This is a genomic window from Pseudomonas sp. NPDC088444 (genome assembly GCF_044900175.1).
Lineage (GTDB): Bacteria > Pseudomonadota > Gammaproteobacteria > Pseudomonadales > Pseudomonadaceae > Aquipseudomonas.
In genome coordinates, this window is the sequence record NZ_JBJDNK010000016.1 from 109,745 (window position 1) to 133,693 (window position 23,949).

Consider the following 23,949-nt stretch of genomic DNA (forward strand, 5'->3'; position numbering starts at 1 on the left):
TTTTGCGTCAGAGCACTAAGCTCGCGCCTTTAATCATTCACCGTCACACTCCAGGTTTTCATTCCATGGCTCAATACGTCTTCACCATGCATCGGCTGAGCAAGGTTGTTCCGCCGAAGCGGGAAATCCTGAAAAACATCTCCCTGTCGTTCTTCCCGGGTGCCAAGATCGGCGTCCTTGGCCTGAACGGCTCGGGTAAATCCACCTTGCTGAAAATCATGGCAGGCGTCGACACCGAGTTCGACGGCGAAGCGCGCCCGATGCCAGAGCTGAATGTGGGTTATCTGCCGCAAGAACCGCAACTTGACCCTGCTAAAACCGTTCGTGAAGTGGTCGAGGAGGCGGTCAGCGTGATCAAGGACGCTCAAGCGCGTCTGGACGAAGTTTACGCCGCCTACGCCGAGCCTGATGCCGATTTCGACAAGCTGGCCGCTGAACAGGCCAAGCTCGAAGCCATTCTGCAAGCCAGCGATGGTCATAACCTGGAGCGTCAACTGGAAGTCGCCGCCGATGCACTGCGTCTGCCGCCATGGGAGGCGAAGGTCGAGCACCTGTCCGGTGGTGAGAAACGCCGTGTGGCCTTGTGCCGACTGCTGCTGTCCGCCCCTGACATGCTGCTGCTCGACGAGCCGACCAACCACCTGGATGCCGATTCGGTTGCCTGGCTCGAACACTTCCTGCACGACTTCCCGGGCACCGTGGTAGCGATTACCCACGACCGTTACTTCCTGGACAACGTCGCGGGCTGGATTCTGGAACTCGACCGCGGTGCCGGTATTCCGTACGAAGGCAACTATTCGGGCTGGCTGGAAGCCAAATCCGATCGTCTGGCCCAGGAATCCAAGCAGCAGTCGGCTCACGAAAAGGCCATGAAAGAGGAACTGGAGTGGGTGCGTAAAGGCGCCAAGGCGCGTCAGTCCAAATCCAAGGCCCGTCTGCAACGCTTCGAAGAAATGCAATCGCAGGAATTCCAGAAGCGCAGCGAGACCAACGAAATCTACATCCCGGCCGGTCCACGTCTGGGCGACAAGGTCATCGAGTTCAAGAACGTTACCAAGGGTTACGGCGATCGCGTGCTGATCGACAACTTGTCGTTCTCCATGCCCAAAGGTGCCATCGTCGGCGTGATCGGTGGTAACGGTGCCGGTAAATCGACCCTGTTCCGCATGCTGATGGGCAAGGAGCAGCCGGATTCGGGCTCCATCGAGATCGGTGAAACCGTGCAACTGGCCTGCGTTGATCAGAGCCGTGAAGACCTGGACGGCAGCAAGACGGTATTTGCGCAGATCTCCGACGGTTCCGACCTGATCAAGATCGGCAACTATGAAATCCCGTCGCGTACCTACGTTGGCCGTTTCAACTTCAAAGGTGGCGATCAGCAGAAGTTCGTGAAGGACCTCTCCGGCGGTGAGCGCGGTCGTCTGCACCTGGCATTGACGCTGAAGGAGGGCGGCAACGTCCTGCTGCTCGACGAACCGTCCAACGACCTCGACGTCGAAACCTTGCGTTCCCTGGAAGAAGCCTTGCTGGACTTCCCGGGCGCCGCCATTGTGATTTCCCACGATCGCTGGTTCCTGGACCGCGTGGCGACTCACATCCTGGCGTACGAAGACGACTCGCAAGCCGTATTCTTCGAAGGCAACTACACCGAGTACGAAGCCGACCGCAAAAAGCGGCTGGGCGAAGCCGCTGCCCAGCCGCACCGCGTGCGTCACAAGAAACTGGCCTGATTCGGGTTGGTGGCATAAAAACGGAGCCTTCGGGCTTCGTTTTTGTTTGGATTGAATCGGTCATACCTCTTCGGCTTGCGACTGATCTCCGTGGGAGCGAATTTATTCGCGATGCGTCGGCAGATGCGGTAGAGATGGGGCGAGTGCACAGGCCTCTCGCGAATGAATTCGCTCCCACAGGAGTACGTTATTGGACCGGTATTCGTGCATTTGATAAGGCTTGGCCATCAACGTGAGCGATATGCCTTGGCCGCATCCTGAGTTTTCTGCTGTTCCCACGCGCGGTCCCGATCATTCCAGATACTGTCGCGCCCCTGATCCTGAACGTTGCGGTTGACCAGTTGAGCCTGACATTGCTGAAATCCGTCACCCCAGCCCTGCGCATAAACCGTATCGCGCAAGTAACGCGGGACATCCTTCTTGTACTGGCCTTTCATGGGGTCTATGGACTGTCGCCCACTGCCGCACCCGTCCTGAAAACCGTCCGCAAATGCCGGTGGATAACCTTCGGCCAGTAGCTGGTCGTGGGTAGACTGACATCCGGCGACAACCAAACAGCACCACAGCACAACCCAACGCGTGTTCATTTCCGTTTTCCTCGACTTATGTGAAAAGTCTAGAAGCGGATCCGTGAGTTATTTGTAAAAGGGGTGTGAGAAATCCATTAACCGATGCCCGGTCTTGTGCGATTAGTTCCCGGATTGCGCTGAATGGCGGGCATTTCCTGAAAAAACTTTTAGTAATTTTCCCGTGAGCGGCCTGAGAACATACAAGGTTGTTAAACTGCACAGCTGCGCGCAATAGCCTGGGAAAATGAATGAACCTGCGAACGATCCTGATTCTTGGCGCCCTCAGCGCTTTCGGTCCTTTGGCCATCGACTTTTATCTGCCCGGATTCCCGGCAATTGCTGCCGCATTTGGCACGGATGAAAAGCATGTCCAACTGACGCTGGCGTCCTATTTTCTGGGGCTGAGTATCGGCCAACTGGTTTACGGCCCGATTGCCGACCGCTTTGGCCGTCGCGTGCCACTGTTGTTCGGGGTGGGCCTGTTCACGCTGGCGTCATTGGGCTGCGCATTCGCGCCGAGTCTTGAGTGGCTTATCGTGGCGCGCTTCGTTCAAGCCCTGGGCGGTTGCGCGGGGATGGTGCTGTCGCGAGCGATCGTCAGTGACAAATGCTCACCGATCGAATCAGCCAAAGTCTTTTCCCAACTCATGCTGGTCATGGGCCTTGCACCGATCCTGGCACCGATGCTCGGCGGGTTGCTGGTGAACGTCTACGGCTGGCAAACGATCTTCATGACATTGACCCTGTTCAGTGCACTCACAGCAGCAGCCGTCGCTGTCGGCCTGCCGGAAAGCATGCCTGCGGGGCATCCGCGTGCGCCGCTGTCCGGCGCCCTGGGTTCGTATTGGCAACTGCTCGGAGACCGGATTTTCCTCGGGCATGCGTTGACCGGCGGTATCGCAATTGCCGGGATGTTTTCCTACATTGCGGGTTCGCCTTTCGTGTTTATCAAGTTGTACGGTGTGCCTGCCGAGCACTATGGCTGGCTGTTCGGGACCAATGCGGCGGGGTTCATTCTGGTCGCTCAAGTCAACGCCCGGCTGGTCGGCCGCTTCGGCCCGGCCTGGATGCTGTCCCGTGCCGTCTGGCTGTACCTGAGTGCTGCCATGGTGCTGCTGGGTATCGCGTCACTGCATACCGAGAAGCTGTGGCCGTTGTTGATTCCGCTGTTCATCTACATTTCCAGCCTGGGCTGCATCATTCCCAACGCATCGGCCTGTGCGATGGCCGGACAAGGCAAGCGCGCGGGCAGTGCGTCGGCGCTGCTGGGCTGCCTGCAGTTCAGCGTTGCTGCGGGCGCGGCAGCGTTAGTTGGCGTACTGCATGACGGTACTGCCGTGCCCATGGCGACCGTCATTACCCTGTGTGGTGTGTTGACGGCGGGACTTGCCACCGTGACGCGTCGGGCGCAGAAGAAGCGTGACGAGCTGGCCTTGCACTCGGATGTGCGTATTTAGCGCCGCCTGGCGGATTGTCTTTAGTGTGTACAGCTGCCTTCATGGTTCGCTGTACAGACATGTTCGGTTAGCCGGGATTTCAAACTTGACCGTTAACACCTGGTACTGGGTGCGTGGAAAACATTTGCCTGGAAAGTCGCCTCCCGGCAATCCAGCCGCTCTGACACTACTTTAAAAGTCTGCAATAGAGATTTTTTTCTTGAGTGTATTTGGAGTTTTCGTTGTAGGCATTTGCCCCGGGCCAACCAGAGCACATCGCCTGGGGTAAAACAGAAAGGCCCTCTGGAAAGGGCTTTCCCGGACGATTCAGGTGTTCGCATTGCACCAGTACAAGAGGCCGATCCTGCCCGAAGTTATGCCGTATGAGTTGACGTTGGCTTATGCGCAAGTCCGGAACCTTGCCTTGGTATCCTGATGCAGTGCTTATACTATGCAGTCGTAGTGGATACCCATTAAGGCACGGTATTAAAACTGTCGCGGCTAATCATTAGATCTGTATTGCTCCGCGATTTTCGTTACCTGGAGTTTCCATGAAATGATGTAGATCAAGGCCAACGTTCGTTCAAGGCGACAATGTGGGTATTACAAGACAACCCGGTTTTTGTACCAGGTGAACGTTTCAACAGGGAGTGAAAACATGGAACAGGCACCGTGCATCAGTCAGATTGCGGCATTGCTGGCTGATCCCAAGCGCAGCGCGATGATGTGGGCGTTGCTGGATGGGGCTTCTCGGACGGCAGATGAGCTTGCGTTGCTGGTGGGCTTGTCGACTTCCTCGGCAGGGGCACACTTGGGGCGTCTGGCCGCAGGCGGTTTGCTCAGGCAGGAAACGCGTGGCAAGAAGCGCTTTTTCAGAATGGCTGCACCGGAAGTCGGGCTAGCGGTGCAAGCATTGGCGAGTGCATCGATGGCCAGCGCGGAAACCATCAATCGAAACCTCGCGCAGCCGCTTCCCCCTCTGCCACTGCTCAGGGCAAGTATCTGCGAGGATCATCTTGGCGGTGAGTTGGGGACCGCGTTGTACCAGAGAATGCTCGGTGCAGGGTGGATCGAGCAATCCGATCAGCGTCTGGAAGTGACCAGTGTGGGGATCACCCGGTTCGCCGAGCGTGGCATCTTTGTTCCGGCGTTGGCGCATCGACAAAGGGAAACCGTCTGCGCCTGCGTCGAGTGCAACGACGCCAATCCGCATCTGGGGGGCGCGCTCGGGGCGGGGTTATTGCAACTGTTCATGCAGTTAGGGTGGCTGCGCGCCACGGAGGAGGCCAGCACGTTGCAAGTGTCCTCCAACGGGCAGCGGGAGATCAGCAAGATCGCGTCAGCGGCGTAAGTACCGCTGCTGTAGCAGGATATCCGGGCGACGTCCTGCTACAGATCCTGATCAGGGTTTGACCAGTCGCGCATCCAGGCTGTTTTGCGCCAGACGTCTGGCCTGATCCTGAGTCATGCCCAGGTGCTCATGCAGCGCCTGGAAGTTCTCCGTCACATAGCCGCCGAAGTACGCTGGGTCATCGGAGTTGACCGTCACCTTCACGCCACGCTCCAGCATGTCGAGGATGTTGTGCTGACTCATGTGATCGAACACACACAGCTTGGTGTTGGACAGCGGGCAGACCGTCAGTGGAATCTGCTCATCGATGATACGCTGCATCAGTCGCTCGTCTTCGATGGCGCGCACGCCGTGGTCGATACGCTGAATCTTCAGCAGGTCCAGCGCTTCCCAGATGTACTCCGGTGGTCCTTCCTCACCGGCGTGAGCGACAGTCAGAAAACCTTCGCTGCGCGCGCGATCGAACACGCGCTGGAACTTGCGCGGCGGGTGGCCCATTTCCGAACTGTCCAGACCGACGGCGACGAAGGTGTCGCGGTAGGGCAGCGCCATATCCAGTGTCTTGTGCGCTTCGTCTTCGCTGAGGTGGCGCAGGAAGCTCAGGATCAGGCCGCTGCTGATGCCCAGTTGCTGTTTGCCGTCATCCAGCGCTTTCGAGATGCCATCGAGCACGACCTCGAAGGGGATGCCCCGGTCGGTGTGGGTCTGGGGGTCGAAGAACGGTTCGGTGTGAATTACGTTCTGCGCCTTGCAACGTTGCAGGTAGGCCCAGGTCAGGTCGTAGAAGTCCTGCTCGGTGCGCAGCACGTCTGCACCTTGGTAATAGAGGTCGAGAAACTCCTGAAGGTTGTTGAAGGCATAGGCCTTGCGCAGGGTTTCGACGTCCGACCAGGGCAGGGCAATCTTGTTGCGTTCGGCCAGTGCGAACAGCAGTTCGGGCTCCAGTGAGCCCTCCAGATGCAGGTGCAATTCAGCCTTGGGCAGGGCGTTCAACCAGTCGTACATGTGCTTTTCTCATCAGGTGCAATAGTGGGCATTCTACAGAGTCGGGCGCGTCGGCTGGTTAAAAACCTGACCGAAAGGTTCAGACCCTGATTTCCGGCTCCCGTCTGTAAGCGTAGGTGTCAGCGAAACGCGAGAGCAAAAACTCGGCGCAGGTCGTTGGCGGGTACAGTGGCGGATGCTCGGCGTCAGTACAGCCTGGCAGGCATTCGACGCGGGTGTCCGGGTGCGGCTCGGCGAAGAACGGCATCGAGTAACGGTCTACGCCCAGCGGGCTGATTACGCGATGGGGCGTAGAGACATAGCGATCATTGCTCCAGCGCGCCATCATGTCGCCCAGATTGACCACGAAGGTGCCTTCGATGGGCGGTGCATCAATCCATTGGCCGCGAACGTCACGCACTTGCAACCCTCCAGCGACGTCCTGATACAGCAACGTGACGCAGCCGTAATCGGTGTGCGCTCCCGCGCCTTGCTGCTGCTCGCTGCTGGCCGTGTGACGAGGCGGATAATGAATCATCCGCAGCACGCTGACCGGCTGCGCGAAGCGCTGGTCGAAGAAATCCTGTTCGATACCCAGCGCTGGAGTCATAGCGCGCAGCAGCGTTTGGGCCAGCGCCTGCATGTCCTGATAATGCTGTTCCATCAAGGTTTGCCAACCGTCTAGATCAGGGTGGCGATTGGGGCCGCGCAACGGTTTGCCCGCTAACACCTCAGGGTGATCGGCGGACAGGTGCAGGCCCATGTCGAAGGTTTCTTTGAGGTCGCTCGGCAGCCTGGGGTCCAATTGTTCGGTGGCGATGGCGACGTAGCCGCGGTGGTGCTGGCTCTGGGTGATATCGATCTTGAGCTTCTCTTCCAGCGGCTGAGCGAAGAAACGCTGCGCGCTGCCGATGACCTGCTCGATGCGTTCGGCGCTGATCGGATGACCCTTGATGTAGAAGAAGCCCCACTCGCGACAGGCCGAATCGATCTGTCGGGCGACCTCGTGCCAGGCCTGATCGTCCTGGGCGTAGAGCGGGGAAATGTCGATGATGGGAAGCGGGTTCATGCGGGCTCCATGGTTATTTCGGATGACGCCATCCTTGTGGGAGTCGGCTTGCTGGCGAAAACGGTGTATCAGCAATGAATGTATTGACTGACACGCCGCTTTCGCCAGCAAGCCGGCTCCCACAGTGCCTATCGTGTATATCTAGAGGAATGCACGCTTACTTCGGCAAATCCGCCTTCACGCCCTCGACGTAGTAGTTCATCGACGCCAGCTCTGCATTGGTCGCCACTGCGCCCTCAGGAATCTTCACCGCACCGGTCTGATCCTTGATCGGTCCGGTAAATGGATGGAACGCGCCACTTTCGATGTCCGCGATGATCTTCTGCGCTTCGGCCTTCACGTCTGCAGGCACCAGATCACTCATCGGCAGTTCAACGGTGCCCTCTTTCAGGCCGCCCCAATAATCCTGAGATTTCCAGGTGCCGTTGATCACCGATTCGGTGGCCTGAATGTAATGCGGTCCCCAGTTGTTGACGATGGAGGTCAACACGGCTTTCGGCCCGAAATGCGCCATGTCCGATGCATACCCCACAGCGTAGACACCGCGTCGTTCAGCAGCCTGGATTGGCGCCGGGCTGTCGGTGTGCTGGAAGATCACGTCCACGCCTTGATCGATCAGCGCGTTGGCCGCATCGGCTTCCTTGCCTGGGTCGAACCAGGAGTTGACCCACACCACTTTGATTTCAGTGCCAGGGTTGTATTTGTTCAGCGCCAGTTGAATCGCGTTGATGTCCCGCAGCACTTCCGGGATCGGGAACGAGGCCACGTAGCCGATTTTCTTGGTTTTGGTCATTTTCGCCGCGAGGAAACCCCCGACGTAACGGCCTTCATAGGTGCGCGCCAGGTAGGTGCCCATGTTCTTGTCTTGCTTGTACCCGGTCGCGTGCTCGAAGGTGACTTTCGGAAATTGTTTGGCGACTTTCAGCGTCGGGTTCATGTAGCCGAACGAGGTGGTGAACACCAGGTCGTAGCCGCTTTTGGCCATGTTACGAATCACGCGCTCGGCGTCCGCTCCTTCGGGGACGTTCTCGACAAAACTGGTGGTCACTTTGTCGCCCAACGCTTTGGCCATCGCCTGACGGCCCTGTTCATGCTGGTACGTCCAGCCATGGTCGCCAATGGGGCCGATATAGACGAAACCCACTTTCAGAGGGTCTGCTGCCGCCATCAGACTTGAACTCAGCCCTACGACAGCGGCCATGGCGCACATCAGTTTTTTCAGCGGACGACGTGAGTGAAGGGTGGAAAGCATGCAGGTCTAGCTCCTTTGGTCTTGTAGGCCGGGCCGTCAGGGCTGGGCGTTCGACTCAATGCAAAAAGCTGACCAATGAGACAGGTAAGGTGTTAGGTGCGGTTTTGTTGCTCTTCCGACGAGGGAGAGTGACGCGGGTGATCACAGAAGGTGCCGACGTCATGATGAGCGCCGCGAACTGGTGCAGGTTGGCGTGCTATCTGAAGATCACCCTGTGGGAGCGAATTCATTCGCGATTGGTCGGCTCCACCGATACATCTCTGTGGACCGAGATATTATTCGCGAATGAATTCGCTCCCACAATGAAATGCCATATCCGTTCCCGGCCACGCATGTCTTGAAACCTTTACTTACAACACGCACTCTCAACGCCTTGAGCAGTTACCACTTCATGGACGTGCGGCGTCAGTCGCAGGGATAAAGGGCAGCGATGGGCACGATTCTCAAGCAGGAAAAATTTCTTCTACTGGCGGTGATCGCGACCTGTTTCGCGTATCCGTTCGAGCACCAATTGCTCAGCCATGGAAACACGGTGGCGTTGATCGCGGGGATCGCGTTGGTGGGGTTTATCGTCTGTGCCTCTTTGCGCGTGGCCCATCACGCCGAGGTCCTCGCGGAAAAAGTCGGGGACCCCTACGGCACGATGATTCTGACCCTCTCGGCAGTGCTGGTAGAGGTGGTCATTCTGGCGATCATGATGAGCAACGAACCCTCGCCGACGCTGGTGCGGGACACCATCTATTCGGCGGTGATGCTGGACGTCAACGGCATTCTTGGCCTCGCTGCGTTGATGGGCGGGCTCAAGCATGGCGAACAGTCCTACAATGACGACTCTGCGCGTTCCTACAGCGTAATGATCTTGACGGCGATGGCCGTATCGATGGTCGTGCCTGAATTCATACCGGAATCCAACTGGAAGGTGTACTCGGGCTTCACCATCGGCGCGATGATTCTTCTCTATGGCTTGTTCCTGCGCATGCAGGTCGGGCCGCACAGCTATTTCTTCAGCTACAGCTACCCGGACAAAAAACGTCGCAAGGACCAGCCAGAGCATGCCGCCGAAGAGGTCAATCTGGCGCTTTCCATTGGCATTCTGGTGTTTGGCGTGGTGGTCATTGGTGCGTTGGCCGAGGTCATGTCCAAGACCCTCGATCTGGGCCTTGAAGGCAGCGGCGCACCGCCTGTCATGACGGCGATTCTGGTGGCCGCCATTTCCGCTGCGCCCGAAATTTTGACCGCCTTGCGTGCTGCGTTGGCCAACCGCATGCAGTCGGTGGTCAACATCGCGCTCGGCGCGTCTTTGTCCACCGTGATCCTGACCGTTCCGGTGATGGAGGCGATGGCGCTGTACACCGGTCAGCCTTTCCAGATGGCGATGACCCCGGTGCAGACCGTGATGATCTTCGTCACCTTGCTGGTCAGTGCCATCAACCTCAATGATGGCGAAACCAACGCCATTGAAGGCATGACCCACTTCGTGCTGTTCGCGACGTTCGTGATGTTGTCGTTGTTGGGGTTGTAGGAGCTACTGGCTTAGCGCATCGGTCTTGCGGGTTGTTCGTGGATCTGTGGCAGCCGGCTTGCTGGCGAAAGCGTCTGGTCAGTGGCATCAATGTCGCGTGATAAACCGCATTCGCCAGCAAGCCGGCTCCCACATGATGGCTTATGCCTGGATCAACTCCGCAGCCGCCTGCCGGTGATCGGCAATCAACCCCTTCACATCCAGCCCCTCGACCTGTCCGTCGATCACCCGCCACTGGCCACCGATCATCACTCGATCCGCACGATCGGCCCCGCACAGCAGCAGTGCCGACAACGGATCATGGCTCCCGGAAAAACGCAGCTCGTCGAGTTTGAACAACGCCAGATCAGCCTGTTTCCCCACCGCCAGCTCACCGATGTCACGGCGCCCCAACAGCGTGGCCGAGCCTTTCGTCGCCCAGCCTAGCGCGACTTCAGGGGTGATCCTCTCGGCGCCATAACGCAGCCGTTGCAGGTACAGCGCCTGCTTCGCTTCAAGGATCATGTTCGACCCATCGTTGGAGGCCGAGCCATCAACCCCCAGCCCGATCGGCGCGCCCGCTGCGGTCAGGTCCAGTGTCGGGCAGATGCCGGACGCCAGACGCATGTTCGAACTCGGGCAATGGCAGATACCGGTGCCCGCGTCGCCCAATCGTCTGATTTCCTGTTCATTGAAGTGAATACCATGGGCCAGCCAGGTGCGAGGGCCGAGCCAACCGACGCTGTCCAGATAGTCCACCGTCCGCAGACCAAAGCGTTGCAGGCAGAAATCCTCCTCATCCAGTGTTTCTGCCAGATGAGTGTGTAGGCGCACGTCGAGTTTTTCGGCCAGCGCCGCACTTTCGGACATGATCTCGGTGGTCACTGAAAATGGCGAGCAGGGCGCCAAGGCGATCTGGATTTGCGCGCCATCGCCTCGTTCGTGATAGCGCTCGATCAGGCGCTGGCTGTCTTCCAGAATCACCTGCCCCTGCTGGACCGTTTGCTGCGGCGGCAGCCCGCCATCGGCCTCACCCAGACTCATCGAGCCGCGCGTCAACATGGCCCGCATGCCCAGTTCGCGAACGGTCTCGACTTGTACATCAATGGCGTTTTCCAGCCCGTTCGGAAACAGATAATGGTGGTCGGCAGCCGTGGTACAGCCCGATAACAACAACTCGGTCAGTGCGACCTTACTGGCCAGCGCCAGTTTCGTGGGTGTCAACCGCGCCCATACCGGGTACAGGGTTTTCAGCCATGGAAACAACGGCTGGTTCACCACGGGCGCCCAAGCCCGGGTCAGGGTTTGATAAAAGTGGTGATGGGTATTGATCAACCCCGGGAGCAGCACATGTTCGCGTGCGTCGAACACGTGATCGCAAGGCCGGGCAGGCGACTGGCCTGGTGCGAGCATTTCAACGATCACGCCGTTCTCGACCACCAGTCCACCTCGGGCATCGAGGGCATTGGCGGTAAACACGGCAAGGGGATTTTTTAACCAGATACGGATCGCGGGCATGGGCCGGCTCCTCTGAAAATATGGGTTCAGGTCGCCAGCTCAGTGTTGCCCTGTCTGCTGATCCAGGGTCGCCGTAAGGCGAGGAGGCGGAGTTTATGTTCGATATCGCCGCGTAATCAAGGGGCGACACGATGGGGCGGCCAATTTGCTACTTACTGTGGGAGACGCCCGGCCGTCTCCCACAAAAGCTCACCGCAATCCGTCAGGCATCACCAAGGAATGATTTCCCCTTTGTAATTCACAAAATGATGCCCGCCTTCGCCGGCAAATCGCTCCAGCTGTTCAACCATCCCGCGCACGCTGGTCTCAACGTCGATATCCGCGCCTTCGCCGCCCATGTCCGTCTTCACCCAGCCCGGATGCATCGACAGCACCGTTGGTTTGTGGTCGCCCAGTTGCGTGACGAAGGTGTTGGTCATCGAGTTCAGGGCCGCCTTACTGGCCTTGTACAGCGCCATTTCCGGGGCATCCGGCATGGTAACGCTGCCGAGCACTGAACTCATGAACGCAATGATTCCCGTGTTGGGACGGATCTGGTCGACGAAGCGTTTGGCCAGACGAATCGGCGCGACAGCGTTGGTCAGAAACAACTGGCCCAGTTCGCCTGCGGTGGCGTCGGTCGGGTTGGCGTGCAGTGGCCCCATGACCCCGGCGTTGACGAACAGTACGTCGTACACCTGGCCTTTGAGGTTGTGGGTCAGGACTTCCAGCGATGATTGCTCGTCCATGTCCAGCGTCTGAATGTGCACGCCGGGGACGGCTTTCAGGTCATCGGCCTTGTGCGCATCACGCACTGTCGCGGTGACGTCCCAGCCCTTTTCGGTCAGACGTTTGACCAGCCCAAGGCCCAGGCCACGGGAGGCGCCGATGATCAACGCGGTTTTTTTGGCAGACATGAAGGTCACTCCTTGAAGAACGAAACGAAGCGGTGTCAGCAGGGTTGACCGCGCGCGCTCGAAGGAATTTGATCCTCCCGCGCAACGGTCGTCGCCTGCTCACATACTTAGTGTCCCGACTGCCAAGGCTGTCCCAAGGAGACGGGGGCATACAGTCGGATGCGCAAAGCGTTGCGCGACAGTAACACCAGCACCACGATCGTTGCGACATAAGGAAGCATCGCCAGCAAATTGGACGGGATCGCCAAGCCTACACCTTGCGCCACCAGATACAGGATGCTGGCGAAACCGAACAAATACGCACCCAGCAACAGGCGCCACACCCGCCAACTGGCGAACACCACGAGGGCCAGTGCGATCCAGCCGCGGCCCGCGCTCATGTTCTCCGCCCACATCGGCGTGTACGCCAACGACAGATACGCCCCGGCCAGCCCCGCCATGGCGCCGCCGAACAAGACGGCCAAGGTGCGGACCAACAGCACCGGCAGCCCCATCGCGCTGGCGGCGTTGGGGTTTTCTCCTACGGCCTGAATCACCAAACCCACACGGCTTTTCAGAAGGATCCACGCCACCACGGCGAATAGTGCGAAGGACACATACACCAATACGTCCTGCGCAAAGAGCATGCGGCCAATCAGCGGAATTGCGCTCAGTCCAGGAATCGCAATGGGTTCGAAGCCCATCAACGGCTTGCCGACCCACGCCGCGCCGACGAAGCTCGACAGGCCGACCCCGAAGATCGTCAATGCCAGTCCGGTTGCGACCTGATTGGCGTTGAACACCAAGGCCACCAGCGCGAACAGTGACGACAGCAGCATTCCCGCCAGAATGGCCAGCAGCACACCCAGCCACAGGCTGCCGGTGCTCAGCGCGACGATGAAGCCGATCACTGCGCCAAACAGCATCATGCCTTCCTGACCCAGATTCAGAACGCCGGTCTTTTCGCAGACCAGTTCGCCCAGTGCCACCAGAAGCAACGGCGTACCGCAGCGAACGGTAGCGAAAAAAATATTACTCAGCAGATCGATATCCATCACGCGGCTCCCGGCACAACGGCCATCTGGCGTCTGGACCAGCGCAGCTTCAAGCGCGGGCGATAGAGAATCAGCACGTCACACGCCAGCAGGAAGAACAGCATCATCCCCTGAAACAATTGCGTGATGGCTTGAGGCAAGTTGAGGGTCATCTGCGCGCTTTCGCCGCCCAGGTATAACAACGCCATCAACAGGCTGGAAAACAGAATGCCCAGTGGATTCAAGCGGCCAAGAAACGCCACGGTGATCGCCGCGTAGCCATAGCCCGGCGACACTTGAGGCACCAACTGGCCGATGGGACCGGTGACTTCGCACACGCCCGCCAGACCGGCCAACCCGCCGCTGATCAATAACGCGAGCCAAATCAGACCTTTCTCACGAAAACCGACGAAGCCGGCCGCGCGTTTATCCAGACCGAGCACTTTGATCTGGAAGCCCACAAAGCTGCGCTGCAACAACACCCACACCGCGACCAGAGCGAGTAGCGCGAAATACACCCCGGCGTGCGCGCGCCCGTCTTCGGTGAGCAAGGGCAGACGGCTCGCATCACCGAACATGGCTGACTCGGGGAAGTTCATACCAGCCGGATCTTTCAGCGGGCCGTGTACGAAAAACAGCAACAGATTGAGAGCGATGTAGTTGAGCATGATGCTGGTAAGGATTTCATTGGCATTGAAATGCGTGCGCAGCCAGGCGGTCAGGCCTGCCCAGGCGGCACCCGCCATTGCGCCCACCGACAGAATCAGCACCAGCACCCAGCGGCTTTCGATGTCGATGACGTTGACGGCTACAGCACCGCCCGCCAACGCTCCGATCAGCAACTGGCCTTCGGCGCCGATGTTCCAGATGCGCGCCTGATAAGCCACAGCCAGGCCCAGTGCGCAGAGCAGGATCGGCAGCGTCTTGACCATCAGTTCGGACACGCCGTACAGATCGCTGACCGGTGCGATGAGCAATGTGTGCAGTGTCAGCAAAGGGTCCAGACCCAAGGCGAGAAACAGCAATGACCCCGACACCAGCGTCAGGGTCGCCGCGAGCAGCGGAGAAAACCACAACATGGCGCGGGATTCCTGGCCGCGCGGCTCCAGTGAAAGCAACATGGGCGTCTCCGTTAAATGAGCGGGGCAGCGTCGAATTGACCCGCCATCCAGCCGCCGACCTGCACTGGGCTGGTATGTGCGGTGTGTGCGAGGGTTGAAAGGCGCCCGGCTGACAACGCCGCGACGCGATCACTGATCTGAAACAGTTCGTCGAGGTCTTCGGAAATCACCAGAATCGCTGCGCCTGCGTCACGCAGGGCAATCAATGCGCGATGGATCGCCGCAGCAGCGCCCACGTCCACGCCCCATGTCGGGTGAGCGGCCACCAGCAGCTTCGGGCTTTGCAGGATTTCGCGACCGAGGATGAATTTCTGCAGGTTGCCGCCGGACAGGCTGCGAGCGCGGGTTTGTGCGTCAGGCGTTTTCACGGAAAAACGCTGGATGATGGTGTCGGCCAGCGCCTGCACCTTGCCCCGCTGAATCAGCCCCCTGCTGATCAACCCTTGCTGAAACGCAGTGAGCAGGGCGTTATCGGTCAGGCTCATGTCCGGCACCGCACCATGGCCGAGGCGTTCGGCGGGCACAAAGGCCAGCCCGAGTTTACGGCGCGCATCCGGGCGTAAATGGGCAACGCTTTGTTCAGCGAAGCCAATGCGTTGCGCCTCGGATCGGCCCAAGGTTTGCTCGCCGCTGAGTAGCGCCAGCAACTCGTCCTGACCGTTGCCCGCGACCCCGGCAATACCGACGATTTCGCCACTGCGCACTTGAAGATCCACGTCGATCAGCGAGCAACCGAATGGATCAGGGTTATGCCACGACAACTTATCCACTCGAAGAAAGGGCGCAGCGCCCGTCGCTTTTGGATACTGCGCGACCAGCCCTTCAGCGTCACCGACCATTAACCGTGCCAGCTCCAGATCGCTGCACTCGGCGGGCACGCAATGTCCGGACACTTTGCCGCCGCGCAGGACGGTGGCGCTGTGGCAAAGGGCACGGATTTCGCCGAGCTTGTGGCTGATAAATAGAATGCTGCAACCCTCGCTGGCCAAGCGACGCAGGGTGACGAACAGGTCGTCGGCCTCCTGCGGCGTCAACACAGACGTCGGTTCATCGAGGATCAAGAGACGGATGTCTTGCATCAGGCAGCGAATGATCTCGACCTTTTGCCGCTCCCCGATCGACAGACTGTGCACCAGCCGTTGTGGCTCCAGCGTCATCCCATAGCGCTGCGACACTTCGCGAATTTTCGGCTCTAGCTGTTTCGGTGTGCCTGCGCAAGCGCCCATGGCCAAGGCAATGTTTTGTGCGACCGTCAGGGTTTCGAACAGGGAAAAATGTTGAAACACCATACCGATGCCCAACTCACGGGCCTGAGCCGGATTGCGCATGGTCAGGCTTTGGCCTTCCCAGATGATCTGACCGGCATCAGGCTGAACCACGCCATAGATGATTTTCATCAGGGTGCTTTTCCCTGCGCCGTTTTCGCCGAGCAACGCATGGATTTCACCTGGTTCGATGGTCAGGTCGATGGCGTCATTGGCAAGACAACCGGGGTATCGCTTAGTGATATGGCGCAGTTGCAATCGCGCAGTATTCGCTGAATGAGGCATGACAGACTCGGTGGAAAGTGGGTCGCCCCTGCACATAGCAATTTCTTGGCCAGCCGGTCAGCTTTTTTGTGCATATCTAGCTGACCCCTTTAGCAGCACGGCTTGCCGACGATGGCGTTATGAAAATCGCCACCGCCGACAAGCCGTGCTGTCACAAAAATGCTGTGGCCCTTGAAATCAAGAGCACCACAGCTGGGCGTAGCATTTCGCTGCCGATTCAATTTGGTTCAATTTTTCTGTACAAAAAATGACCAAACGACGACAGGCGAGGTATCCCCGGCGCTGCGGACAGCCTTGCACGCGTTATCCACAGGTTGCTCCACAGTTAATGTGAGCAAGCCCAAAGGCGCGGCATAAGCCCGGCGCGGGTAGGAGCGACTCGCGATAAGGCTCGCTAACAGACTGTTTTAGGTTTGATTTATGCAGTGGATAACCGAATTGCTCAAAAACTGAGCAAAGGCTTGCAGGCCTTGTAAATAAAGGCGCTTGGGGGAGTGTGCTCAGCTTGTCCACAGGCAGGTGCACAGTAGATGTGGGAAACGTGCGCGGGTCAGCGAGGTCCAGAACGGGGCGTGTCAGTCGGCTGGATCGGACTGCAAAACGATACGCCCGCGACTGATATCGGAAAGCTGGCGTTGGTAGGTATCCAGTTGCTCTGGACCGAGCGCAATCGACAGTTCGACGCCTACAGCGGTGAAGTGTTCTTCCTGCACCAATCCATTCAGTTCGCTCAGGCGCAGCTTGACCAAGGCCAGCTCACTGAACGTGCATTCAAAGCGGCGCGAAACCCGATTGATCAAGGGCACGCGAGCAGCTTGTTGCAGGCACTTGTTGGCACCGCCGCCGTAGGCTCGGGCCAATCCGCCGGTGCCGAGTTGAATGCCGCCGTACCAGCGAATCACCAGTACCACCACTTGATCGAAATCCTGAGCTTCGATGGCCGCGAGAATCGGACGGCCCGCCGTACCTCCTGGCTCGCCGTCGTCTGTGCTGCGGTACTGTGCGCCCAGTTTCCAGGCCCAGCAGTTGTGCGTGGCGTTGAGGTCGCTGTTCTGTTCGATGAACGCTTGGGCGTCAGCCGGGCTGCTGATGGGCGCTGCGAAGGTGATGAAGCGGCTCTTGCGAATCTCTTCGCGAAATTCACAAGGGCCGACGAGGGTAGAGGGCATGACGGTTCCAGCTAAAAATCAGGAGATTTCGTACATTCAAATCAGCGGGGTCAGTCCGCAACCCTTCAGGATGATGCGAATCAGGTTGTTGCCCGCTTCTTCCATATCCTGCTTGGTCAGGCGCGAGCGCCCCGTGACCTGGCAGATCTGAGTGGCGAAGTCGGCGTAATGCTGCGTGCTGCCCCACAGCAGAAAAATCAGATGAACCGGGTCGACCGGGTCCATTTTTCCAGCGTCGATCCAGGCCTGGAACACAGACGCTCGCCCCTGAAACCAGGTCCGGTAATCCTGGCTGAAATACTCATTCAGGCATTCGCCACCGCTGATGATCTCCATCGCGAAGATGCGCGAAGCCTGTGGCTGGCGTCGGGAAAACTCCATCTTTGCGCGGATGTATTGGGCCAATGCCTGAGCCGGATCATCCTCGACCTTCAAGTTATTGAAGGTGCTGTCCCACAACTGAATGATGTTGCTCAAGACGGCGATGTACAGCCCCAACTTATTGGTGAAGTAGTAATGCAGGTTGGCCTTGGGCAGCCCGGCATTCTGAGCGATGGTGTTCATGCTGGTGCCTTTGAAGCCGTGACGCGCGAACTCGTCCTCGGCAGCCTTCATGATCGCTTCTTCGTTCTTCTGGCGAATACGGCTCGCCGGTTTGGTGGCGCTGACGCTGTGAGCAGGGACTTCAAGGGTCATGTGCGGTTCCAGACGGATCAGTGGGTGCGACGGGGTGAACAGATAACGCACCCAAGACGATCCGACAAGCGTTGACGATGAAAATCAGTGCTCAAGGGCTTCAATTTCCGGCTTTTTTACGGCGCTGGTCGTCTTGGCTTCAGGCAACAGCAGGCACATCACGATCGCTGTGAGGCCACCGCTGGTGATCGCCGAGTCGAACAGGTTCTGCACCAGTTGGGGCAAGTGGTGTAGCAGCGTCGGTTGTGCGGCGATGCCTAGGCCCACGCCGAATGAGGTCGCGATGATCAACATGCTGCGCCGATCCAGTGACGATTGCGCAAGAATTCGAACGCCCGCTGCCGCGACACTGCCGAACATCACCAGTGTTGCGCCTCCGAGCACTGGCTTGGGGATCTGCTGAAGAATCGCGCCGATGACCGGGAAAAGTCCGAGTAAGAACAGGATAGCGCCGATGTACAGGCCCACGTAGCGGCTGGCCACACCGGTAAGCTGAATCACGCCGTTGTTCTGCGCGAACGTGGTGTTCGGGAAGGCGCTGAAGGTTGCGGCGATCATGCAACTGACGCCGTCGCCCAGAACACCGCCTTTCAAACGCGCGATGTAGCTTGGTCCTTCGATGGGTTCACGGGACAACATGCAATTGGCCGTGAGATCACCGACAGTTTCGATGCTGCTGATCAGATAAATCAGCGCGACCGGCAGGAAAGCGGCCCAGTCGAAGCTGAATCCGAAACGGAAGGGGGTTGGGACACTGATCAATTCGACATCGCTGATCGAGTGCGGAACGAGTTTGCCGCTGAACCAGGCGGCAATACTGCCGACAGCCAGGCCGATGATGATGGCTGACAGGCGCACCCATGGCGTGTTCGAACGGTTGAGCAGGATGATCACCAGCAGCACGAACACGCCCAGAATCAGATTGACGGGTTCGCCGAAATCGGGCGCGTTGAAGCCGCCGCCCAGATCGGTCACGCCGACTTTGATCAGGCTGACGCCAATCAACGTGATGACGATCCCGGTCACTAACGGTGTGATCACTCGACGCAGTTGACCCATGCAGCGACTCAACACGACTTGCACCAGTGCGCCGAAAAAACACACACCAAACACCATCGCCATGATGTCTTCGGGGCTGCCACCTCGCTGTTTCACCATGAAACCGGCTGACAGCACTGCGCCCAAAAAGGCGAAGCTGGTGCCTTGCAGGCAAATCATTCCCGCACCAATGCTGAAAGGACGACGCGCCTGAATGAACGTGCCTACACCCGAAACCATCAACGCCATGCTGATCAGGTAGGGCAAATAGGCCCCGAGTCCCAGCGCGGAACCAATGATCAAGGGGGGCGTAATGATGCCAACAAAGGCGGCGAGCACATGCTGCGCGGCGGCCAGAATGGCGGGCGCGGGTTTCGGACGGTCGTTGAGGCCGTAGATCAGGTCGTGGGTGTCTGACGCGTTGGGCTGCATGCTGGGTTCTCGGTTTTTGTGTCTGGCCAGATTGGAAAGTGGCCTGTTGCCCTGCGAAACATCCCCTCTCCCTGTAGGAGTGAGCTTGCTCGCGATCAGGATATTCAGCCACCAACCTTTATGGGCCTGTCACTGCAAAAACCTGTCCAAGTGATCAGGTAGTTATGGGTATGTCTAAATATTTCCTTTTATAAACATAGGCTTGCCATTCGAAAAAAGAATCTGAATATCGTTGGGATTTGCCAGTGAGCAGACACCCAGCCTCATCGTGTAGCAGCCAGGCTCTCCAGAAAACTCTCTAGCACCAAATGAGGGCGACGGCCTTTGCGAGTCACGGTCACCAGACTCAGATCATAAAACCGCGCCTGAGGCTTCAGCGCCCGCAACCGTCCCTGCTGCACCCAAAACATCGCGTAGTGGTCCGGTAGATAGCCAATGTAGCGGCCCGTCAAAATCAAAAATGCCATGCCCTCCCGGTCGGACGCGCTGGCCGTGCACTTGAGTGCCTGATAGTGCGCTTGAATATCAGCAGGCAAGCGAAAAGTGGGGGCGATGGCTTCCTGATCGGACAGACGCTCATCGCCCAACTGCGCATCGTCCACATAGAACAGCGGATGACCCACCGCGCAGTAGAGCAGCGAACGCTCACTGTACAGCGGCTGATATTCAAGGCCGGAGAGGGCCGTCGCCTGCGGTACCACACCGACATGCAGACTGCCGTCGAGTACACCTTGCTCCACTTCGTTGGGCGCGATCATGCGGATATTGATGTGCACGTCCGGCCCACGCTCTTTCAACTGGGAAAGGGCGTGAGTAATGCGCATGTGGGGCAGGGTGACGAGGTTGTCAGTCAGGCCGATGTTCAGTTCACCGCGCAAATGTCGGTGAAGGCCGTTCACTTCGGTACGAAAACTCTCAAGCGCGCTCAAAAGCTGAAGCGACGACTGATATACCTCGCGGCCTTCTTCCGTCAGCGAAAAACCTGCGCGGCCTCGTTGACACAGGCGCAACCCTAGACGCTGTTCAAGATCACTCATCTGCTGGCTGATCGCCGAACGGCCGATGCCGAGCGCGCTTTCCGCTGCAGAGAACCCCCCTGACTCGACTACGCTTCGAAAGATGCGCAACAGACGAATGTCGAAGTCGCTGACTTGCGCCAGCGGGTCAGAACGGCGAGTGCTCATTGTTTAGCAGTCCAGTAACTAAAGATCATAAAAGCAGGATTTTAGCGACTTTATGCCCATGGCAACGTAGCTGCAACCGGCCCTGCTTCCTTTCAAGGGAGAGGAAGACAGGCCACCCACGTCCTTGTGAGGTTATTCCAATGAACATGCCCGAATCGTCCGATATGTCTCTGGCCAGTCAGCTCAAGCTCGATGCGCACTGGATGCCCTACACCGCAAACCGCAATTTCCAGCGCGACCCGCGACTGATCGTGGCGGCAGAAGGCAGTTACCTGACAGACGATAAGGGGCGCAAGATCTACGATGGCCTTTCAGGTCTGTGGACGTGCGGCGCGGGCCATACTCGCAAGGAGATTCAGGAAGCGGTCGCCAAGCAGCTAAGCACGCTGGACTACTCGCCTGCGTTTCAGTTCGGTCATCCGCTCTCGTTCCAGTTGGCTGAAAAAATCACTGACCTGACGCCGGGCAACCTGAACCACGTTTTCTATACCGACTCTGGCTCTGAATGCGCTGACACCGCGGTGAAGATGGTCCGTGCTTACTGGCGTTTGAAAGGTCAAGCGACCAAGACCAAGCTGATCGGCCGTGCCCGTGGTTACCACGGCGTGAACATTGCGGGCACCAGTCTGGGGGGCGTGAACGGTAATCGCAAAATGTTCGGCCAGTTGATGGACGTCGACCATCTGCCGCACACCTTGCTGGCCAGCAACGCTTTTTCTCGTGGGATGCCAGAGCAGGGCGGTATCGCGCTGGCAGACGAGATGCTCAAGCTGATCGAGCTGCATGATGCGTCGAACATCGCTGCCGTTATCGTCGAACCGATGGCGGGTTCTGCTGGCGTGATCGTGCCACCACAGGGTTACCTGAAGCGTCTGCGTGAAATCTGCGATCAGCACAACATCCTGCTGATCTTCGATGAAGTGATCACCGGTTTCGGTCGTACCGGCGCCATGTTTGGTGCAGACAGTTTTGGTGTGACGCCGGACCTGATGTGCATCGCCAAACAGGTCACCAACGGTGCGATTCCGATGGGCGCGGTGATCGCCAGCTCCGAGATCTACCAGACGTTCATGAACCAGCCGACGCCTGAGTACGCGGTGGAATTCCCGCACGGTTACACCTATTCCGCGCACCCGGTTGCCTGTGCGGCGGGCCTGGCGGCGTTGGACATCCTCAAGCGTGAGAATCTGGTGCAACAGGTCGCTGAAACCGCACCGCATTTCGAGAATTCGCTGCACGGATTGAAGGGCAGCAAGAACGTGATCGACATTCGCAACTTCGGTCTGGCGGGTGCGATTCAGATCGCTGCTCGCGATGGCGATGCGATTGTGCGTCCGTTCGAAGCGGCGATGAAGTTGTGGAAAGCGGGTTTCTACGTGCGCTTCGGCGGCGATACCCTGCAGTTTGGCCCAACCTTCAACAGCAAGCCTCAGGACCTGGACCGCATGTTCGATGCGGTGGGCGAAGCGCTCAATCAGATCGACTGATCAATCTTTCTTCTTAACAACAGGCGCAGCTTGGTTGCGCCTGTGGGTTACCTTTTTCGGAGTCAAACATGAGCATCGTTCAACACCTGATTCACGGCGAGTTGGTCGGCGACAATGGCCGCACCGCCGATGTGTTCAACCCTTCCACAGGGCAGGCGACCAAGAAGGTGCTGCTGGCCGGCCGTGAAACCGTTCAGCAGGCCATCGATTCGGCCAAAGCCGCCTTCCCGGCCTGGCGTAACACGCCGCCCGCGAAACGTGCGCAAATCATGTTCCGCTTCAAACAATTGCTGGAGCAGAACGAGGCACGGATCTCGCAACTGATCAGCGAAGAACACGGCAAAACGTTGGAAGACGCAGCCGGTGAACTGAAACGGGGTATCGAGAACGTCGAGTATGCCAGTGCTGCCCCGGAAATTCTCAAAGGCGAGTACAGCCGCAACGTGGGGCCGAACATCGATGCCTGGTCGGACTTCCAGCCGCTTGGCGTGGTTGCCGGCATCACCCCGTTCAACTTCCCGGCCATGGTGCCGCTGTGGATGTACCCGTTGGCGATTGCGTGCGGCAACTGTTTCATTCTTAAGCCTTCGGAGCGTGACCCAAGCTCTACGCTACTGATCGCACAACTGTTGCACGAAGCCGGTTTGCCGAAAGGCGTGTTGAACGTAGTGCATGGCGACAAAGCAGCAGTGGATGCGCTGATCGAAGCGCCGGAAGTCAAAGCGCTGAGTTTCGTAGGGTCTACGCCAATCGCCGAGTACATCTATAAAGAAGCGACTGCACGCGGCAAACGTGTTCAGGCGCTGGGCGGTGCCAAGAACCACGCGGTGTTGATGCCGGATGCCGATCTGGATAACGCGGTCAGTGCATTGATGGGTGCAGCCTATGGTTCCTGCGGCGAGCGCTGCATGGCGATTTCTGTGGCCGTGTGTGTCGGTGACCAGGTGGCTGATGCGTTGGTGGCCAAGCTGGTTCCGCAAATCAAGGCACTCAAGATCGGTGCGGGCACTTCCTGTGGGTTGGACATGGGGCCGTTGGTTACTGGGCAGCATCGCGACAAAGTCAGTGGCTATATAGAAGACGGCGTGGCGTCGGGTGCGAAGCTGGTCGTGGATGGTCGTGGGCTGACAGTCTCTGGCCATGAAGATGGTTTCTTCCTGGGTGGATGCCTGTTCGATCAGGTCACGCCTGATATGCGTATCTATAAAGAAGAAATCTTCGGGCCGGTGCTGTGCATCGTGCGGGTGAACAGCCTTGAACAGGCGATGCAACTGATCAACGATCATGAATACGGCAACGGCACCTGCATCTTCACCCGTGATGGCGAAGCGGCGCGCCTGTTCTGCGATGAGATCGAAGTAGGCATGGTTGGCGTCAACGTGCCGCTGCCGGTACCGGTTGCATATCACAGCTTTGGCGGCTGGAAGCGTTCGCTGTTTGGAGATCTGCATGCCTATGGCCCGGATGGGGTGCGGTTCTATACGCGTCGCAAGGCAATTACTCAGCGCTGGCCGCAGCGTGCGAGCCATGAGGCATCGCAATTCGCGTTCCCCAGTCTGTAACGCTGAAGAAAGGGGCGAGCCGCAAGGCTCGCCCCTTTGCTTTTGGGCTGTTTCTGACCGATATGACAAAATAAGTGAAAAAAGGGGTTGACGCCCCTTCAGATGTCTCTATAATTCGCCCCACTTCCGGCGCAGTAGGAACCGAAAACTCCTTGTAGATCAACGAGTTAACGGTTTCTAGATAGAGTTGGAGGTGCTTCGGTTTTTCGGCTTGTGGCTCGAATCGAAAGCGGTGAAAAAGGGTGTTGACAGCAGCGAGTAACGCTGTAGAATTCGCCTCCCGCTAACGTGAGATGCCAAATCGAACGAAGCGCAAGTGGTTGAAGTTGAAAAAGAAATTTTGAAAACTTCTGAAAATAACCGCTTGACAAGATGAGACGCTGCTGTAGAA

The 23,949-nt window shown here is 58.3% G+C and carries 20 protein-coding genes; 7 read left to right on the forward strand and 13 right to left on the reverse strand.

Annotated elements, in window-relative coordinates:
• Window positions 1-65: 65 nt before the first annotated feature.
• A complete protein-coding gene (gene ettA, locus ACI2KB_RS25785) occupies window positions 66-1,730 on the forward strand; it encodes an energy-dependent translational throttle protein EttA (protein WP_404639318.1) in 1,665 nt (554 codons plus the stop codon).
• A 227-nt stretch (window positions 1,731-1,957) separates the two neighbouring features.
• On the opposite strand, the gene ACI2KB_RS25790 is transcribed toward ettA, so the two are convergent.
• Window positions 1,958-2,317 (reverse strand): hypothetical protein, encoded by a 360-nt coding sequence (locus ACI2KB_RS25790; protein ID WP_404639320.1) that lies wholly within the window; start codon window positions 2,315-2,317, stop codon window positions 1,958-1,960.
• A 230-nt stretch (window positions 2,318-2,547) separates the two neighbouring features.
• Here ACI2KB_RS25790 and ACI2KB_RS25795 point away from each other — a divergent pair, with 230 nt between their 5' ends.
• Both ACI2KB_RS25795 and ACI2KB_RS25800 read left to right on the forward strand, forming a co-directional pair.
• The gene (locus tag ACI2KB_RS25795) at window positions 2,548-3,756 is read left to right on the forward strand and encodes a multidrug effflux MFS transporter (RefSeq protein WP_404639322.1); all 1,209 of its coding nucleotides are present in this window, start codon (window positions 2,548-2,550) and stop codon (window positions 3,754-3,756) included.
• Window positions 3,757-4,393: 637 nt separating this feature from the next.
• Window positions 4,394-5,086, forward strand: a complete 693-nt coding sequence (locus ACI2KB_RS25800; RefSeq protein WP_404639324.1) for an ArsR/SmtB family transcription factor — start codon at window positions 4,394-4,396, stop codon at window positions 5,084-5,086.
• A 51-nt stretch (window positions 5,087-5,137) separates the two neighbouring features.
• Here the strand turns inward: ACI2KB_RS25800 and ACI2KB_RS25805 are convergent, their stop codons facing one another.
• From ACI2KB_RS25805 to ACI2KB_RS25815, 3 genes are all read right to left on the reverse strand, one after another.
• Window positions 5,138-6,091 carry an adenosine deaminase gene (locus ACI2KB_RS25805; protein ID WP_404639326.1) on the reverse strand — a complete coding sequence of 318 codons (954 nt, stop codon included), beginning with the start codon at window positions 6,089-6,091 and terminating at the stop codon, window positions 5,138-5,140.
• A gap of 79 nt (window positions 6,092-6,170) precedes the next feature.
• Entirely contained in the window at window positions 6,171-7,139 is a 969-nt protein-coding gene (locus ACI2KB_RS25810) for an isopenicillin N synthase family dioxygenase (protein ID WP_404639328.1), read from the reverse strand.
• Window positions 7,140-7,296: 157 nt separating this feature from the next.
• The gene (locus tag ACI2KB_RS25815; protein ID WP_404639330.1) at window positions 7,297-8,391 is read right to left on the reverse strand and encodes a BMP family ABC transporter substrate-binding protein; all 1,095 of its coding nucleotides are present in this window, start codon (window positions 8,389-8,391) and stop codon (window positions 7,297-7,299) included.
• 430 nt (window positions 8,392-8,821) lie between these two features.
• Here ACI2KB_RS25815 and ACI2KB_RS25820 point away from each other — a divergent pair, with 430 nt between their 5' ends.
• Window positions 8,822-9,913, forward strand: coding sequence for a calcium:proton antiporter (locus ACI2KB_RS25820; RefSeq protein ID WP_404639332.1), 1,092 nt, complete (start codon window positions 8,822-8,824; stop codon window positions 9,911-9,913).
• Between the two features lie 141 nt (window positions 9,914-10,054).
• On the opposite strand, the gene ACI2KB_RS25825 is transcribed toward ACI2KB_RS25820, so the two are convergent.
• The 5 genes from ACI2KB_RS25825 to ACI2KB_RS25845 form a co-directional block, all read right to left on the reverse strand.
• A complete protein-coding gene (locus ACI2KB_RS25825; RefSeq protein ID WP_404639334.1) occupies window positions 10,055-11,410 on the reverse strand; it encodes an 8-oxoguanine deaminase in 1,356 nt (451 codons plus the stop codon).
• A gap of 209 nt (window positions 11,411-11,619) precedes the next feature.
• Window positions 11,620-12,306, reverse strand: coding sequence for an SDR family oxidoreductase (locus ACI2KB_RS25830; RefSeq protein WP_404639336.1), 687 nt, complete (start codon window positions 12,304-12,306; stop codon window positions 11,620-11,622).
• A 107-nt stretch (window positions 12,307-12,413) separates the two neighbouring features.
• Window positions 12,414-13,340: an ABC transporter permease gene (locus ACI2KB_RS25835; RefSeq protein ID WP_404639338.1), complete on the reverse strand. Its 927-nt coding sequence runs from the start codon at window positions 13,338-13,340 to the stop codon at window positions 12,414-12,416.
• The gene (locus ACI2KB_RS25840; RefSeq protein WP_404639340.1) at window positions 13,340-14,440 is read right to left on the reverse strand and encodes an ABC transporter permease; all 1,101 of its coding nucleotides are present in this window, start codon (window positions 14,438-14,440) and stop codon (window positions 13,340-13,342) included. Before ACI2KB_RS25840 ends, ACI2KB_RS25835 begins: the two co-directional genes overlap by 1 nt.
• Before the next feature lie 11 nt (window positions 14,441-14,451).
• Entirely contained in the window at window positions 14,452-15,990 is a 1,539-nt protein-coding gene (locus tag ACI2KB_RS25845; RefSeq protein ID WP_404639342.1) for an ABC transporter ATP-binding protein, read from the reverse strand.
• Between the two features lie 119 nt (window positions 15,991-16,109).
• Between ACI2KB_RS25845 and ACI2KB_RS25850 the strand changes: the two genes are divergently transcribed.
• Window positions 16,110-16,241, forward strand: coding sequence for a hypothetical protein (locus ACI2KB_RS25850; RefSeq protein WP_404639344.1), 132 nt, complete (start codon window positions 16,110-16,112; stop codon window positions 16,239-16,241).
• A gap of 324 nt (window positions 16,242-16,565) precedes the next feature.
• On the opposite strand, the gene ACI2KB_RS25855 is transcribed toward ACI2KB_RS25850, so the two are convergent.
• From ACI2KB_RS25855 to ACI2KB_RS25870, 4 genes are all read right to left on the reverse strand, one after another.
• Complete coding sequence (locus ACI2KB_RS25855; protein ID WP_404639346.1) at window positions 16,566-17,159, reverse strand: IMPACT family protein; 594 nt, start codon at window positions 17,157-17,159, stop codon at window positions 16,566-16,568.
• A gap of 36 nt (window positions 17,160-17,195) precedes the next feature.
• Complete coding sequence (locus ACI2KB_RS25860; protein ID WP_404639348.1) at window positions 17,196-17,855, reverse strand: TetR/AcrR family transcriptional regulator; 660 nt, start codon at window positions 17,853-17,855, stop codon at window positions 17,196-17,198.
• A gap of 84 nt (window positions 17,856-17,939) precedes the next feature.
• Window positions 17,940-19,325, reverse strand: a complete 1,386-nt coding sequence (locus tag ACI2KB_RS25865; RefSeq protein WP_404639350.1) for a uracil-xanthine permease family protein — start codon at window positions 19,323-19,325, stop codon at window positions 17,940-17,942.
• Between the two features lie 263 nt (window positions 19,326-19,588).
• Window positions 19,589-20,509, reverse strand: coding sequence for a LysR family transcriptional regulator (locus ACI2KB_RS25870; RefSeq protein ID WP_404639352.1), 921 nt, complete (start codon window positions 20,507-20,509; stop codon window positions 19,589-19,591).
• 140 nt (window positions 20,510-20,649) lie between these two features.
• On the opposite strand from ACI2KB_RS25870, the gene ACI2KB_RS25875 reads away from it, so the two are divergent.
• The gene (locus tag ACI2KB_RS25875; protein WP_404639354.1) at window positions 20,650-21,996 is read left to right on the forward strand and encodes an aspartate aminotransferase family protein; all 1,347 of its coding nucleotides are present in this window, start codon (window positions 20,650-20,652) and stop codon (window positions 21,994-21,996) included.
• A 68-nt stretch (window positions 21,997-22,064) separates the two neighbouring features.
• Window positions 22,065-23,558, forward strand: coding sequence for a CoA-acylating methylmalonate-semialdehyde dehydrogenase (locus ACI2KB_RS25880; RefSeq protein ID WP_404639356.1), 1,494 nt, complete (start codon window positions 22,065-22,067; stop codon window positions 23,556-23,558).
• Window positions 23,559-23,949 lie beyond the last annotated feature (391 nt).

Bases quoted from the DNA above. Each gene is read 5' to 3' on its own strand.
- ACI2KB_RS25825 (WP_404639334.1), bottom strand. From the start codon at position 11,410: ATGCCCGCGATCCGTATCTGGTTAAAAAATCCCCTTGCCGTGTTTACC.
- ACI2KB_RS25805 (WP_404639326.1), bottom strand. From the start codon at position 6,091: ATGTACGACTGGTTGAACGCCCTGCCCAAGGCTGAATTGCACCTGCAT.
- ACI2KB_RS25860 (WP_404639348.1), bottom strand. From the start codon at position 17,855: ATGACCCTTGAAGTCCCTGCTCACAGCGTCAGCGCCACCAAACCGGCG.
- ettA (WP_404639318.1), top strand. From the start codon at position 66: ATGGCTCAATACGTCTTCACCATGCATCGGCTGAGCAAGGTTGTTCCG.
- ACI2KB_RS25880 (WP_404639356.1), top strand. From the start codon at position 22,065: ATGAGCATCGTTCAACACCTGATTCACGGCGAGTTGGTCGGCGACAAT.
- ACI2KB_RS25835 (WP_404639338.1), bottom strand. From the start codon at position 13,340: ATGGATATCGATCTGCTGAGTAATATTTTTTTCGCTACCGTTCGCTGC.
- ACI2KB_RS25850 (WP_404639344.1), top strand. From the start codon at position 16,110: ATGAAAATCGCCACCGCCGACAAGCCGTGCTGTCACAAAAATGCTGTG.
- ACI2KB_RS25815 (WP_404639330.1), bottom strand. From the start codon at position 8,391: ATGCTTTCCACCCTTCACTCACGTCGTCCGCTGAAAAAACTGATGTGC.
- ACI2KB_RS25865 (WP_404639350.1), bottom strand. From the start codon at position 19,325: ATGCAGCCCAACGCGTCAGACACCCACGACCTGATCTACGGCCTCAAC.
- ACI2KB_RS25870 (WP_404639352.1), bottom strand. From the start codon at position 20,509: ATGAGCACTCGCCGTTCTGACCCGCTGGCGCAAGTCAGCGACTTCGAC.
- ACI2KB_RS25830 (WP_404639336.1), bottom strand. From the start codon at position 12,306: ATGTCTGCCAAAAAAACCGCGTTGATCATCGGCGCCTCCCGTGGCCTG.
- ACI2KB_RS25810 (WP_404639328.1), bottom strand. From the start codon at position 7,139: ATGAACCCGCTTCCCATCATCGACATTTCCCCGCTCTACGCCCAGGAC.
- ACI2KB_RS25845 (WP_404639342.1), bottom strand. From the start codon at position 15,990: ATGCCTCATTCAGCGAATACTGCGCGATTGCAACTGCGCCATATCACT.
- ACI2KB_RS25795 (WP_404639322.1), top strand. From the start codon at position 2,548: ATGAACCTGCGAACGATCCTGATTCTTGGCGCCCTCAGCGCTTTCGGT.
- ACI2KB_RS25820 (WP_404639332.1), top strand. From the start codon at position 8,822: ATGGGCACGATTCTCAAGCAGGAAAAATTTCTTCTACTGGCGGTGATC.
- ACI2KB_RS25840 (WP_404639340.1), bottom strand. From the start codon at position 14,440: ATGTTGCTTTCACTGGAGCCGCGCGGCCAGGAATCCCGCGCCATGTTG.
- ACI2KB_RS25855 (WP_404639346.1), bottom strand. From the start codon at position 17,159: ATGCCCTCTACCCTCGTCGGCCCTTGTGAATTTCGCGAAGAGATTCGC.
- ACI2KB_RS25790 (WP_404639320.1), bottom strand. From the start codon at position 2,317: ATGAACACGCGTTGGGTTGTGCTGTGGTGCTGTTTGGTTGTCGCCGGA.
- ACI2KB_RS25875 (WP_404639354.1), top strand. From the start codon at position 20,650: ATGAACATGCCCGAATCGTCCGATATGTCTCTGGCCAGTCAGCTCAAG.
- ACI2KB_RS25800 (WP_404639324.1), top strand. From the start codon at position 4,394: ATGGAACAGGCACCGTGCATCAGTCAGATTGCGGCATTGCTGGCTGAT.